General features: G+C 59.7%; 15 protein-coding genes. 10 read left to right on the plus strand and 5 right to left on the minus strand.

Annotated features, from left to right (window positions below):
* Positions 1 to 224: 224 nt before the first annotated feature.
* From ACZ5C7_RS17915 to ACZ5C7_RS17925, 3 genes are all read left to right on the plus strand, one after another.
* Positions 225 to 494 carry a PadR family transcriptional regulator gene (locus tag ACZ5C7_RS17915; protein ID WP_464377633.1) on the plus strand — a complete coding sequence of 90 codons (270 nt, stop codon included), beginning with the start codon at positions 225 to 227 and terminating at the stop codon, positions 492 to 494.
* Between the two features lie 187 nt (positions 495 to 681).
* Positions 682 to 867, plus strand: a complete 186-nt coding sequence (locus ACZ5C7_RS17920; protein WP_464377634.1) for a hypothetical protein — start codon at positions 682 to 684, stop codon at positions 865 to 867.
* Between the two features lie 112 nt (positions 868 to 979).
* Positions 980 to 1,207, plus strand: a complete 228-nt coding sequence (locus tag ACZ5C7_RS17925; RefSeq protein ID WP_464377635.1) for a DUF5795 family protein — start codon at positions 980 to 982, stop codon at positions 1,205 to 1,207.
* A gap of 68 nt (positions 1,208 to 1,275) precedes the next feature.
* Here the strand turns inward: ACZ5C7_RS17925 and ACZ5C7_RS17930 are convergent, their stop codons facing one another.
* Positions 1,276 to 2,148 (minus strand): UbiA family prenyltransferase, encoded by an 873-nt coding sequence (locus ACZ5C7_RS17930; protein WP_464377636.1) that lies wholly within the window; start codon positions 2,146 to 2,148, stop codon positions 1,276 to 1,278.
* A 415-nt stretch (positions 2,149 to 2,563) separates the two neighbouring features.
* Between ACZ5C7_RS17930 and sucC the strand changes: the two genes are divergently transcribed.
* Positions 2,564 to 3,715, plus strand: coding sequence for an ADP-forming succinate--CoA ligase subunit beta (sucC, locus tag ACZ5C7_RS17935; protein WP_464377637.1), 1,152 nt, complete (start codon positions 2,564 to 2,566; stop codon positions 3,713 to 3,715).
* Positions 3,712 to 4,584, plus strand: coding sequence for a succinate--CoA ligase subunit alpha (gene sucD / locus ACZ5C7_RS17940; protein ID WP_464377638.1), 873 nt, complete (start codon positions 3,712 to 3,714; stop codon positions 4,582 to 4,584). Before sucC ends, sucD begins: the two co-directional genes overlap by 4 nt.
* A 23-nt stretch (positions 4,585 to 4,607) precedes the next feature.
* Here sucD and ACZ5C7_RS17945 read toward each other — a convergent pair whose 3' ends face one another.
* Positions 4,608 to 5,099 (minus strand): pyridoxamine 5'-phosphate oxidase family protein, encoded by a 492-nt coding sequence (locus ACZ5C7_RS17945; RefSeq protein ID WP_464377639.1) that lies wholly within the window; start codon positions 5,097 to 5,099, stop codon positions 4,608 to 4,610.
* A 137-nt stretch (positions 5,100 to 5,236) separates the two neighbouring features.
* The gene (locus tag ACZ5C7_RS17950) at positions 5,237 to 5,611 is read right to left on the minus strand and encodes a hypothetical protein (RefSeq protein WP_464377640.1); all 375 of its coding nucleotides are present in this window, start codon (positions 5,609 to 5,611) and stop codon (positions 5,237 to 5,239) included.
* A 438-nt stretch (positions 5,612 to 6,049) separates the two neighbouring features.
* Between ACZ5C7_RS17950 and bioB the strand changes: the two genes are divergently transcribed.
* The gene (gene bioB / locus ACZ5C7_RS17955) at positions 6,050 to 7,213 is read left to right on the plus strand and encodes a biotin synthase BioB (protein WP_464377641.1); all 1,164 of its coding nucleotides are present in this window, start codon (positions 6,050 to 6,052) and stop codon (positions 7,211 to 7,213) included.
* Positions 7,214 to 7,324: 111 nt separating this feature from the next.
* A complete protein-coding gene (locus ACZ5C7_RS17960) occupies positions 7,325 to 8,440 on the plus strand; it encodes a transcriptional regulator (RefSeq protein WP_464377642.1) in 1,116 nt (371 codons plus the stop codon).
* 91 nt (positions 8,441 to 8,531) lie between these two features.
* On the opposite strand, the gene ACZ5C7_RS17965 is transcribed toward ACZ5C7_RS17960, so the two are convergent.
* Positions 8,532 to 8,705 carry a DUF1059 domain-containing protein gene (locus ACZ5C7_RS17965; protein WP_464377643.1) on the minus strand — a complete coding sequence of 58 codons (174 nt, stop codon included), beginning with the start codon at positions 8,703 to 8,705 and terminating at the stop codon, positions 8,532 to 8,534.
* Positions 8,706 to 9,289: 584 nt separating this feature from the next.
* Positions 9,290 to 9,553: a glutathione S-transferase N-terminal domain-containing protein gene (locus ACZ5C7_RS17970; protein WP_464377644.1), complete on the minus strand. Its 264-nt coding sequence runs from the start codon at positions 9,551 to 9,553 to the stop codon at positions 9,290 to 9,292.
* Between the two features lie 193 nt (positions 9,554 to 9,746).
* Between ACZ5C7_RS17970 and ACZ5C7_RS17975 the strand changes: the two genes are divergently transcribed.
* The 3 genes from ACZ5C7_RS17975 (at position 9,747) to ACZ5C7_RS17985 (ending at position 12,620) form a co-directional block, all read left to right on the plus strand.
* Entirely contained in the window at positions 9,747 to 11,381 is a 1,635-nt protein-coding gene (locus tag ACZ5C7_RS17975) for a hypothetical protein (RefSeq protein WP_464377645.1), read from the plus strand.
* Between the two features lie 106 nt (positions 11,382 to 11,487).
* Positions 11,488 to 12,243, plus strand: a complete 756-nt coding sequence (locus ACZ5C7_RS17980; RefSeq protein WP_464377646.1) for an ABC transporter ATP-binding protein — start codon at positions 11,488 to 11,490, stop codon at positions 12,241 to 12,243.
* 71 nt (positions 12,244 to 12,314) lie between these two features.
* Positions 12,315 to 12,620, plus strand: a complete 306-nt coding sequence (locus tag ACZ5C7_RS17985) for a hypothetical protein (protein WP_464377647.1) — start codon at positions 12,315 to 12,317, stop codon at positions 12,618 to 12,620.
* The last annotated feature ends 5 nt before the right edge of the window (positions 12,621 to 12,625 follow it).

Genomic DNA, 12,625 nt, shown 5'->3' on the forward strand with positions numbered 1-12,625 from the left:
AAGTAGTACCGACTGTAGATAGACGTTGGTTACATCTGTAATGTCCACAGGGCGGACGGCTGTTTCACCTACTACGTGACGAGTATGTCAGTGAGAACGGACGGACGATTCTCGAGTTGGGTCGGATTACGCAACGATGTGTCGCCCCTAACAACTCGAGCGATACCCTACAATCCCGTACGAAAATAATAACAAATACTAGATCAGTGGCAGTGTTTCGTGGAATGAACGATCTCACCGGGTTTCAACGAGACTTGTTGTACGTCATCGCCGGCGCCGATCAACCGTCAGGACAGGATATCAAAGAAGAAATCGAGAAGTATTACAGCTCGGACATAAACCACGGCCGGTTGTATCCGAATCTCGATACGATTGTGAATAAGGAACTCGTCGAGAAAGGCCAACTCGATAGGCGAACAAACTATTACTCCATTACGGATGCTGGCGAACAGGAGATCGTAGAACGCCGCGAGTGGGAATCGCAATTCATGTGAGAGATCGTTCCAGAGAGTATCCGGCTTCGCCGCTCGAGTTTCCCATCGGCACTAGCTTGACGGGGGCCATCGACGGTAAATGAGCGGGTGGAGAGACCTGACCGCTGGCGATCACAACGCGACCCGTGGGACGAGTTCGTTCACTCGTTTCCGTTCGGAATGGTGACGTAAACCGCCTCGGGGTCAAGTGGTTCGAGACGCGGAGCGTCTCGTCATCAAGCGAAACCTCTGGTTTCGCGGACAGCGAGGGATCTCCGATCCCTCGAGCAGTCGGCGTAAAGCGCCGACGACCTCGGGGAACCTCGTTCCGCTCAGTCACGGAAATCGAAAATTTCCGTACGACCCCGAGGCACTCGGCTTGCTCCGCCTGTAGACAGGAATAGTCCTCATGGGGATGAATGGTGAATACTATATCATTTAACCAGTCGGTGGCGACTATTCGAGATGTTGAAAGGCTTACGGGCCTCGCACACGGACGAGGGAGCATGACTGGAAATCGTGTCGTTCAGGGACGGATGGTCAACGCGCAAAAACTAGCGGAACTCATCGAGGGCGACTCCGTGATGGAAACCGATTCCATCGAAGAGGCGGACCGCTCGTGTCCGGAATGCGGCGAAAACGTCCTGAAGGTCGGCTACATGCCCTCGGTTACGGAGTTCGTGACCGGCTGGAAGTGCCAGGAGTGTGACTGGAGCGACACCGACAGGGACTGATCGAGTCGACCGTCGAACGCACTAACTTCGGGCGCCCTCGTCGAGTTGACACTCGCCGGACGGGACGCTCACCACACCAGAATTTCCAAAACGAGCACGCAACAGACGAGAAAAATCTGTTCGCCGTCGACGACGAACCCGTAAAAGAGCGGCCCTCGATCGCGGGTTGCAAACGGAATGTAGCCGCCCACGTAGGCGTTAAAGGCCAACAACACGAGAAACGTCGTGGGGATCAAACCGGTCGAGACGGCGAGAAGGACGCTCGAGGCGATAGCGACGTTCAACGCCTGTGAGAGGACTCGAGTCCCTCGGGGATTGAATACCACCGGAACCGTTCTGATCCCCTCCGCCCGGTCGCCTTCGATGTCTTTGATGTCGAAGACGATAGCCGCGACGGTCAACATCGCGGTTACGTAGCCGGCGAGAAAGAGAATTCCCGGTGTCTCGAGGATGTCGTAGTAGACGCCGACCCCAAGCGGAATGAGTCCCCAAGCGAAACCGACGGTCAGGTTTTTCACGAGAAAGAGTTTCTTGAGCCGAAGGTACGAGTACGCAATCGCGACGAGCAGCGGGATCACCATGTATCCTGCACCCGGAAGGTCCAACACGACGGCGACGCCGATCGCGAGGACGTAGAGGCCGACGCCGAGGGTCAACAAGAGACGCCCGTATCGTCTCGTAAACGCCGCGCGATCGGGGACGTTGCGTTCGTCCTCCTCGAGGTCGGTAAATCGATTGAGACTGTAGACGAACATCGTCGCGGCGAAGACGAGAAACAGCGGAATTGGATCGACTTCGCGGTTCAGCAGGACTATCGTGACGAGGGCGATGCTCGTCGCGGAGAGCGAAATATGAAGGTTGCTGTGGACGAGAAACAGAGCGAGCGCTTCGAGTCTGGAACGGGCTGACTCGAGGCGTGTGGACGGCGTGAGGGAAACCACGTCTGGTGCTGCTCTCGTATACATTCGGGTGCAGCGGACGCATTAATGCTGGGATGCTGGTACCGGGACGAGCGCTCGGTCCGTCGCGGAACGTTCGATCGACTGATGGTGCGGGCAGATCCAATTTCGGGAACAATCAAAAAGTTGTTCACCTGTTAATTAAGCTCGTATTTTCAACCAGACAATAGCCCTGAATGAGTACTGTGATACCATCAATCAAGGACGTTCTTCGGTGGGAGATAACTACACAGATGTAGATCACAGAAAGTATGGATTGTAATCTTACGGAAGTAGAAGGGCTCAACCGGCGGGACTGGAACAATCTGAAATTACGTGGGTGCGTGACAGGGCAACGGCTCTCGCGAGCGGAAACTGCCATGATTTAAGCAACGTGGGAACAGCCGTTCGAATGGATATGAAGCTACACGAGTATCAGGCGAAGCAAGTCTTCGCCGACGCCGGGGTTCCGACGCCGGAGTCGAAGCTCGCCTCCGACGTCGACGGCGTCGTCGCCGCGGCCGAGGAGATTGGATACCCAGTCGCGGTCAAAGCGCAGGTACAGGTCGGTGGCCGCGGGAAGGCAGGGGGAATCGAGCTCGTCGACGACGAGCAGGAAGCTCGCGAGGCCGCCGAGTCGATTCTCGGAATGGATCTCAAGGGCTACCACGTCGACCGCGTCCTCGTCGAGGAGGCAGTCGACTTCACGAACGAACTCTACGTCGGCATCACGATGGACCGCGGCGAGGGCAAACCCGTCGCGATGGTCTCGACTAAGGGCGGCGTCGACATCGAAGCCGTCGCGGAGGAAACGCCGGAAGCCATCGCCCGCGAACACATCGACCCCTCCTTCGGGATGCATCCATACCAGGCCCGGAAGGCGGTCTACGACGCTGGCGTCGACAGCGATATCGCACGAGACGTCTCGAGCGTGCTCACGACGCTCTATCAACTCTGGTCGGACCGGGACGGCGCCGACGCTGAGATCAACCCGCTGATGGTTACCAGCGACAACGACGTTATCGCGGCCGACGCCGTGATGAACATCGACGAGGACGCGCTGTTCCGCCAGCCCGAACTCGCCGAGATGGAAGACGAGGCGGCGAGCGGCGACGCGCTCGAGCAGAAAGCAGACGAGTACAACTTCGACTACGTCCGACTCGAGGGCAACACGGGAATCATCGGCAACGGTGCCGGCCTCGTGATGACCACGCTCGACCTCGTGGACCACTACGGCGGCGAACCCGCGAACTTCCTCGACGTGGGCGGCGGCGCGAAGGCGGACCGGATCGCGAACGCGCTCGATATGGTGTTCTCCGACGAGAACGTCGATTCGGTCGTGTTCAACATCTTCGGGGGCATCACCCGCGGCGACGAAGTCGCCAAGGGAATCAACGAAGCTCTCGAGCAGTTCGACGAGATCCCGAAGCCGGTCGTCGTGCGACTGGCCGGGACCAACTGGGAGGAAGGCATGGAAATTCTCAACGAAGACCTCGTGACGGTCGAACAGACCCTCGAGGACGCGGTTCAGCGTGCCGTCGAGTACGCTGACGAGGTGAACGAACAATGAGCGTATTAGTCGACGATGACACGCGCGTGGTGGTACAGGGCATCACCGGCGGGGAAGGCAAGTTCCACGCCGAACAGATGATGGAGTACGGAACGAACGTCGTGGCCGGTGCGGTTCCCGGCAAAGGAGGTCAGGAAGTCGCCGGCGTCCCCGTCTACGACACCGTCGACGAAGCCGTCGAGGAAGAAAACGCCGACACGTCAGTTATCTTCGTCCCGCCGGCGTTCGCCGGCGACGCGATCTTCGAGTCCCTCGATACGGACCTCGACCTCGCGGTCGCGATCACCGAGGGAATCCCGACTCAGGACATGGCTCGAGTGAACAAGCGGCTCACCGAGACCGACACCCGACTCATCGGCCCGAACTGTCCCGGCCTCATCACCCCCGGCGAAGCCAAACTCGGCATCCTGCCGGGCAACATCTTCGCCTCGGGCGACGTCGGCCTCGTCTCGCGCTCGGGAACGTTGACCTATCAGGTCGTCGATAGCCTCACGAATCGGGGCATCGGCCAGACCACCGCGATCGGTATCGGCGGCGACCCGATCATCGGCACCGACTTCGTTGATGCCCTCGAGCTCTTCGAGAACGATCCGGACACGAAAGCAATTGCCATGTGCGGCGAGATCGGCGGCGAAGACGAGGAAGAAGCCGCGGCGTACATCGACGAGCACGTCGACACGCCCGTCGCCGGCTTCATCGCCGGCCGAACGGCTCCGCCAGGGAAACGCATGGGCCACGCCGGTGCGATCGTCTCCGGCTCCGGGACCGGCACCGCAGAGAGCAAGATCAGCGCGCTCAACGACGCCGGCGTTCCGGTCGGCGACACGCCCGAAGAAGTCGCGGACCACGTCGAAGGCTTCCTCGAGTAGTCCGGACGGCTCGCTCGCGACCGTTATTCGCCCTTTTTTGTGCCGTTTTCGAACTCACGCATTCGTTGAGAGAAATCCCAGCCGTAGACCACCGACGGTTCGATGGTAATCGTCACTTCCTCGCGGTCTCCGCTGAGCAGGGTTTGGGCGAGCGTCGATTCCTGCCCGCCGAGGTACCGCTCGACGAGCGACCGGAGAACGTTTTTTTCGGGGTCGGGTTCGATCGTTGCGATCCCGCGGCCGCGGACGCCCGTATATGGGGGCTGATTCGTGGATATTTCGAACGAAACCTCGGGATTTTCGGCGAGGTATGTTACCACCTTCGCCTGCGCACCGGTCGCACACTCGAGGACCCACTCCTCGCTCGTGTCGTCGTCGAGCGCTCGAGATCGGTACCACATCGAGAGCATCCACGGATTTCCCGACGGCGTCCGACAGCCGATTCGAATCGGGATCGTCTGCTCGGAAAGGAAGCTCGCTATCGTCTCTCTCGAAAGGGAGCCGCGGACGTTCATATCCACTCCGACGACCAAGAGGGGTATAGAATCAGTCCCTCAAAAAGTAGGCTCACTCGCCTCGATCCGACGGCATCGGCGACTCCGAGTACACTCGAGTGAGCAATTACCCCCGCTATCGATCAGTAGTCGAAAGCTCAATCGCACGAATAATTCAATGTCAGTTCGCCATCGGAGAGTTGAATCACGTTTATCCCGCTCAGTTCATCACACGAGGGGAACTCCGTTTCGGGAGCGACGGGGAGTTCCTCGATACTACCGTCGCTCGCCTCGGTGATAACGGTGGACGGAGTCCCGGTAAATTCGTCCGTTTCAACGCTGTCGGTGGGAACACGATACTCGTCCTCCAACAGCAACTCGTCCGCTCGAGTCCGGATTTGAACTGCCACCGACCACGTCTCCTCGTGCATGTTACTCACTCGAAGTCGGAGTGGGTCGTCCGAATCGGAGAGACACCCAGCAAACAGCGGGAGCGAGCCGACGGTAACGGCGAGAAAACGGCGACGGTTCATGGTTGGAAACACCGTTCGGTAAAAACGCTGCTGTTTCTGTCGCTATTTGCATACGGATTGTGTGCTTTCATCTGTCCTCTTAGCCAGATACCGACAACAGAGCTGATGAGAGGGCGATTTGTGGTTTTGATCGGTTCAACGCGTACCGGATGTATCGCTTCATAGTAATCGCAACCAACATGACAGAGAGTAAAAATCCAATCCTATACTAATACTATCAATATCAATAAACAAATGGAGATCAAACTCGTTTTAACATTCTACCATTTTCGCCGAGAAGCAGAATCTTTGGGGAATTCTTCAGTTGTATATGTACGAGTCAGTGATACCACTGGCTCGTTCGTTCGGACCCGCAATCAAAACCAGATACCGCAGCCCACATTTCTCGAGAGACGACTGTCCCCAAGAATTATATCTTCGTCAACTATCCTAGGGAGTGTGGTTTACGAGACGCAGAATCCGACGATCGACGACGCACTCGAGCGGGTGTTCGCCGGCGAGCGCCTCGATCGGACCGACGGACTGGCGCTGATCGCACAGCCGGTCGAGCCGCTCGCGGAGGCGGGGGCCACCGTCCGGGATCGCTTCGGCGACGGCACCGTCGACTCCTGCTCGATCGTCAACGCGAAGGCGGGCAACTGCGCGGAGGACTGCGGCTTTTGCGCGCAGTCGGTCCACTTCGACACCGGTATCGACACGTACGACTTCCTCGGCCCTGAGAAGATCCTCGAGGCCGCAAAACGCGCCGAACGCGACGGCGCACAGCGCTTCGGCATCGTCGTCGCAGAACGCGGCGTCTCGAAGGAACACCGTCCCGAGGAGTGGGCGGAAGTTCTCGAGTCGATCCGCGTCGTTCGCGACGAGTGCGACCTCGAGGTCGACGCCTCGCTGGGGATTCTCACCCCCGAGGAGGCCGATATCCTCGCCGAAGAGGGGATCAATCACTACAATCACAACATCGAAACCTCGCCGCGGTATTTCCCCGAGATCATCGATTCGCACAGCTTCGAGGAACGAGTACACACCCTCGAGGTCGCCAAGGAGGCGGGGATGGACCTCTGTGCGGGCGTCATCCTCGGGATGGGTGAAACCCCAACAGATCGCGTCGACGCGGCGATATCGCTCCAGGAGATCGGCATCTCCTCGCTCCCGGTCAACGTGCTCAACCCCGTCGCGGGGACCCCGCTGGCCGAGCAGGGCGTCGAGATCAGTACGGAGGAGATCATCAAAACCGTCGCGGTTTACAAACTGCTCCACCCCGAGTCGCGCGTTCGGCTCACGGGCGGGCGCGAGGTCAATCTCGAGCCCGAGGAACAGCACCTGCCGCTCGAGGCAGGCGCGGACGGCCTACTTACCGGAGACTACCTCACGACCGAGGGCCAGTCGGCTGGCGAGGACATCGAGATCATCGAGCGCGCGGGTCTCGAGCCGAATCAGTCCGTCAACGAGTTTGATCCGGAAGCGGTGAAGGCTCGAGGGCGACGGACGACCGAGGAATCCGCCGGTGAGACGGCGGCAGGGACGGCCAGCGAGGCGGCGGGAACGGCGACGAGCGCGACGACCACCTCGGACGCGAGGAACGCAGAATCGAGCGACGACTGATACGGACTGCTGTAACGATTTGCCGGCGCAACCGCAAGACGGGTCGAGGTTGCGCCGGAAATGACTTACAGTAGTCCGTATGAAAGCGACCGACACACAACACACTCAACGATGAACGACACGACGTTTGCGGTGCTCGGAACGGGAGGAATCGGCCGACGAACGCTCGAGGTGAGCCAGCACAAGGACGGACTCACGCCGGTTGCGGCGTGTGATCGTCACGGCGTGGCGATCGACTTCGACGGATTAGATGTCGACGAACTGCTCGAGGCGACGGAGGGGAACATCGACAGCGGACCCCAAAGCGGTTCGAACGAAGTTGATGGTAACGATGCTGAGAGAGACGACTCTGACGGCGATGATCTCGCGACCGACGGCGGGGCAACCGCGACTGCGGGCGTCAAACAACACGGCGAAAACGCGGGCGTCGTCGCCTCCGAGCAGGCCCGTCCCTCGGAGGATTCGATCCAGGCTATCATCGACCATGGAGACGGGATCGACGCCGTCCTGCTCGCGCTGCCGAACTACGAACACGATTTCATCCCGCGGGTCGCGGATCGCTTTCTCGAGGGCGGATACTCCGGCGTCATGGTCGACGTGCTCAAACGCTCTCGAGTCATCGGGATGCTCGACGATCGCGCGGAGGCGTTCGAAGACGCCGGAATCACGTTCGTCTGCGGTGCGGGTGCAACGCCGGGGCTTCTCACCGGCGCGGCGGCGCTGGCCGCCCAGTCGTTCGTCGAGATCGAGTCGGTCGACATCTGGTGGGGTGTCGGCCTGAAATCGGGGTACGAAGACAATCGCGGAACGGTTCGCGAGGACATCGCCCACCTGCCGGAGTATGACATCGAGACCGCGCGAGATCTTTCCGAGGCCGAGATCGAATCGATCATCGACGACCACGACGGCGTCATCGAGTTCACCGATATGGAGCACGCCGACGACGTCCTGCTCGAGCGCGCGGGGATCTGTGATGCCGAGGACGTTACCGTCGGTGGGATCCTCGACGTCGAGCACGACGAGAAACCGACGACAACGACGGTCTCGGTGACCGGAACCACCTTCGACGGCGAGACGGGAACGAACACGTTCGAACTCGACGACGCGACGAGCATGGCTGCGAACGTCAACGGGCCGGCGATCGGCTACCTGAAGACCGGAATCCGGCGGAACCGAGCGGGCGAGTACGGCGTCTTCGGACCCGCCGAGCTGATGCCCGGATTTTGAGGGGCCCCTCGAGTGCGATCTTTTTTAGAAGCTGCCGAACTCGGTGCGCCGAAGCGAGAAGAGATAGTCGGAGATCGACTTCGCCTGCTCGTTAGACGACTTGCAGGTGGTCCTCGCGAAGTTCCTCGTCCGTCATCTCTTGTTCGTGTACCTCTTGCATGTGTTTCTGGGCCAATTCCACCGCCTCCTCTTCGTTTTCCGATTGGATGATGAACCGGCACGTATCCGACACCGATTCGCAATCGAGTTTGTGTGCATCTGTCATCGAAATCACTCCCGCTCTATCCCTGGAGAGCAGTGACGGTACTTACAGAATGTTCTCTGTGACCAAGCACCAAGATACGTAGTACAGGAAAGTACTTAACCATCATTGGTGGAAGCAATTCACGTTTGGTTTGGAGTGTCCACCGAAGTATCCAATTATTCGCTACCGATTTACAGGGAGTGAACTGGTATCCAAACTTCGCGGTGAATAACTCCGTTCGGATCGCGACGAAACCAGACCGCGAAACGATCGACTAGACGGTTCGTCGCAGCCCTGGGCGAGGTGATGGTGGTGCCTCGCCCAGGTGGAAAACCCATGGTATTCGCCTTGACGGTCTCACGGTCACGTCTTGCGTTCGGCAATGGGTAGGGGTACCGTATCGCTATCGCGTTCTGGCCCTCAGTGGGCCACCCGATTGCACGCGGAGCTATTGTAACACTGTTTGCCAAGAACTCGCAAGGGTTGGCAACTCCGTCTCGAGGAGGGAAATGTCTCTCGAGGAAGAAACCCACGGTTGCTGAACGCCCGACGACAAGTGCCGGCTTCTCTGGCGACAAGGGTGAATTTTAGCTACCTATACCCCCTCAGCTGTAGTGTGTCTCGAGGTATTCGATGATCTCGTCGCTGTCGTATCTGGCCTCCTCTCGATTCGAGTCGACGAGATAGGGAATCTGGTCTTCGCCGCCCAGTTCGGTCATCGACCGATAGGTTTGTTCGTTGAGAACGTCGCCTCCCTCGTCGCCGGGCAGCCGAGGATTGTGGACGACGTAGGAGAGACCGAGATCGGTGAGTTTCTCGCGAACGTTCGAACTGTGCGGACAGCCTTCGGCCTGATACAACTCGAGCATTGTCTGTTGAACGTGGAGTACCCGGGTAAGCCTTGAGCAGGAAACAGACGGCAAGCGGGGAACGACTCACTCTTCGTGTCGCTCTCGAGATTTCTCCGAAGTCGGTCTAAATCCGATGGCAAAGAATATGTATCATCCTTCTCAATACTCTATTATACCTGACATGATCTGTCACGGGAGCCGCTGAACGAATATGAGGTGGCTCCGCATCGAAGAGAGCGTCCTGATCGCGCGCACTGAGTGGAGACGCAGTCGGCGTGAGTCCGACTCCGGAAACCTGTGGACGGGTCGACGCGCTTTCCTCGTGGTGGCGCTGGCTATCAGCGGAGTGTTCGGCGTGAGTGCACACGCCGTCGGAACGGCGATCGCCTCGGCACAATCAGTCCACGTCGACGAACTGGGAATCGGCGCATCTATCGCGTTTGTCCTGCTCGTTTGGCGGAGTTCGGAGATCACGCACAGACGATTCGAACGCCTGGATTCCGACTTCCTGTTGACAACCGTCCCGGCGAGAGCGGGTGCCCTGGGGGTGCTCATTTTCGTGTTCGCTCGAGTGGCCCGTTACCTCGCCGGGCCGACGGTCGCCGTTGCGGTCGGCACCGCGATTGGGCTTCGATCGCCGCTGGTTGCGTTTACGATCACGGCGGCGATTGCCGGGCTGGTCGCGGTCGCCGTCTGTGTCGGCGTGGTCGGCAGGCTCGCCGTCGGGTTCGTCGGACGGCGATTGGCTCGAGGAGGATTCTACAGGGATCTGGCCGCCGTGTTCGGCTGGCTCCCGTTTCTCGTCGCGTGGCTCGTGCTCCAGGAGACTTCGCTGTCGCTCGTCCCGCTGTTTGCATCCCTCGAGTCCGTTCCGATAGCGTGGTTCGTCGACCTCGCGTTCTTCGGCGCGACTGATCTGGGTGCTGATAGCGCTCGCGGGGTGGGTGCAATCGGCGCAGTCCTCGTGACAGTTCCCGCTCTCGCCGGCGCGACGACCGTCCTCGTTCGGCGCACCTGGGAGCGCGAACCGGACGATTCGACGCCGACTCACGGCTCGCGCTCGCTCGTCGCGCCGGGACGACTCGAACGACTGTTCGGCGATTACGTATCGCGTCCCGCGCTCACCGTCGCCCGAGAGCGCTGGCTCATGGAGCGACGTGTTCCGCGAGGACTGCTATCGATGGGGTACACGTTTCTCTGCGTCTTTTTCCTCGCTTTGCCCGCGCTGATTCTCGGCGGGAGCGCGAACATCCCCCTGTTGTATTTCGCGCTCATGGTCGGCCTCTCGGCCGGAATCGCGTTCGGTTCCGATCCGGTCGGCACCGAGTACCGCGTCATGCCGATGCTCTTGACGACGGTCCCGGCGCGGCAGTTCGTCACCGGTCTCGTCTTGCTCTCGACCGTCGCCGGTGCTGTTTTCGCGATCCTGATCGCTCTGGTCGGATTCGCCAGCCCGGTCGGTGTTTTCGAGACGATTCTAATCGTCATCGGTACCGTCGCCTTCAGCGCGTGTACCGCTTGCGTCGGCCTCGCGGTCGAGATGGACGTCGAGCGCTACGAGTTCGTTCCCGTCCCGTTTTTCTTCACCGACGTGCCGATATACGCGGAAATGGGATCGAAGTGGCTCCGCCGACTCGGGACGATTTTCGCAGTCGTCTCGCTCGCGGCGATGCCGGCGTTACTGGGAAATATCGAGCCGGTCTACGAATGGACGGCAACCGTCGGAATCCCGCCGAGATTCGTGCAATTCATCTCGATACCACTGACAATCGGTCTCACTATTTGGATCGCAACGTCCGCGTACCAGACCGCCATCGAGCGATATCGGTCGTATCAGATACGGTGAATCGGATGACACAAAATGCACTTCACAACAGTAGGTGGCGACGTATTTTACGAACGATCGAACAGACTCAAAAATCGGACCAATCAGCCAGGAGCCCGATACCGAAATGAGTGATACCCACGCGATCGCCACGGACGAACTGACCAAGGAGTACCTCGAGACGACGGCCGTCGACCAGCTCAGTCTCGAGATCGAACCGGGAACGATCTACGGGTTTCTCGGCCCTAACGGGGCGGGGAAGACGACCACGATCAAGATGCTAACCGGGTTGATACGACCAACCAGCGGTTCCGGTCGCGTCGGGGGAGCCTCGATCACCGATCGAGAGGCGCTGATCGACCACATCGGCTACCTCCCCGAATCACCGCCGATACACGAGGAGCTCACGGCCCGCGAGCAACTCGAGTACCACGGCGGATTGCGCGGCATGGACCCCGAGGAAATCGAGGAACGGATCGGCTCGCTGTTCGAACGACTCGACCTCGCCGAAGATGCCGACAATCGGATCGTAACCTACTCGAAAGGAATGCGCCAGAAGACGGGACTCATCCAGGCGATCACGCACGAACCGGACGTCGTCTTTCTGGACGAACCGACGTCGGGGCTCGATCCGCGGGCGGCCCGAACCGTTCGTGCGGTCATCACGGAGTTAGCCGAAGCCGGAACGACCGTCTTCCTTTCGACGCACTTGCTCCCGGTTATCGAACGCCTCGCCACCGAGGTCGGGATCCTCTACGAAGGCGAACTCGTCGAAGAGGGGCCTCCTGAGGCGCTCGTCGAACGCATGGAAACCGGCGAGGATTCGACGCTCGAGGACGTCTTCCTCGACGTGACGACGACCGACGAAGAACGGTCCGAGTGACCGACGCGGTCGGAAGACATGACCAAAATATAAGTTGTTGAATAGCTTTTATTCAACTAGTTGACCCGAAGATGATCGGAACGACACCGGACCGCGAAATCGTCGACTGGGAACGATCGGACGACGATGGCACGACGGTTTACACCATCGAATACAGCGGCCCCGTTACCGAGCCGAAGGTCCAGTCCTCGACGTTGTTTGGGACCAGTACCGGCGGGCCGGTTCCGGCCGGTGACCGCCAGATTCAACTGCCGGACGGCGAGGCGCTCCCGGCGAACGAGCTTTCGTTCGACGCCGACGGAACGACGCTTCACGTCCGTCACGGCGGGGAGTCGGCACTCGGTCGAATTCGTCGAACCCTGTTCCCGTGGTTGTAAACAGA

The organism is Halostagnicola alkaliphila (assembly GCF_055379965.1).